Source organism: Brachyspira pilosicoli (genome assembly GCF_008016535.1).
Lineage (GTDB): Bacteria > Spirochaetota > Brachyspiria > Brachyspirales > Brachyspiraceae > Brachyspira > Brachyspira pilosicoli_A.
This window is the reverse complement of record NZ_SAXY01000091.1, coordinates 1-1,032: the sequence shown is the minus strand read 5'-3', so window position 1 is coordinate 1,032 and position 1,032 is coordinate 1. Positions and strand designations below refer to the sequence as shown.

1 protein-coding gene is annotated in these 1,032 nt (G+C 26.7%); it reads right to left on the bottom strand.

Annotated elements, in window-relative coordinates; genetic code table 11:
* The coding region (locus EPJ72_RS12845) for a DDE-type integrase/transposase/recombinase (protein ID WP_158636890.1) at positions 1–935 on the bottom strand (935 nt) is incomplete at its 3' end.
* Between the last annotated feature and the right edge of the window lie 97 nt (positions 936–1,032).

Genomic DNA, 1,032 nt, shown 5'->3' with positions numbered 1-1,032 from the left:
CATGGAGCCATAGATATTGTACTTTTACTTGCTATAATATTTTTGATTCTTTCTTTGATTGTAATATACAATAACGAAGAAATCAATCTTTGATTGTTATAAAAATGTGTATATTCTTTTAATTTTTCTCTCAATAATTCTACTGTGATATTTTTATTTAATCGTGAATAAAATTCTCTTTCGTCTATGCCGTGTACTCTTTCTACTACGCCGTTATATCTTGGTGTTGCTATAGGAATATATCTCCTCTCTAATTTATTTTTTAAGCAGTATTCATCAAAAATATTTATTTTAGAGGTATTGATACAGCGGTATGTATATTCTATACCATTATCGGTCTGTATAGATTGTATCTTAAAAGGTGAAGTTTTTAAGACATATTTTAAGAAAGATAAAGCACTATAAGGTGTTTTATCCTCATAGATTTGCCTCCAACTATAGCGAGTAGCTAAATCTACAGCAGTGAACTGATAGACTGTTTTTCTGCCTAATTTGATATATTTAGTGTCTATTTGAACTATTTTGCCTTCTTTTTGTATTTTAGAGACAAATTTACGCTTATCATATCGCTTCTTTTTCTTTTTTGTTTTATATCTCCAAAGATTATTTCTTTTTAGTACATTCTCTATAGCTGTAACACCTATCTTAATGCCTTCACGATTTAAATATGCTTTAATATAATGCTTACCTCGATATTCTTTAGTATAGAGTTTAATAATTAAATTAATAGCTTTTTGGTTATTAAAGATATTTGGGGAAGTTTTTGGTCTAGTGCTAAAATTGGCGACAGTTCCAGTGTCTTTATATTTTTTAAGCCAAGCATAAAAAGTAGATTTGGGTATTTCTTCTATCTTTAAAAATCTTTTAATATTTTTAGTTTCTAATGCTTCATCCACTATAAATAATTTAAATTCTGTGCTATAATCTTTTTTCATAGTAGTATCCTTTATTTATTTTCTATATCAAAATATTATAACAAGGATACTGCTTTTTTTATACTAAAAAATGTCCAATATCTCATACTCCTAAACA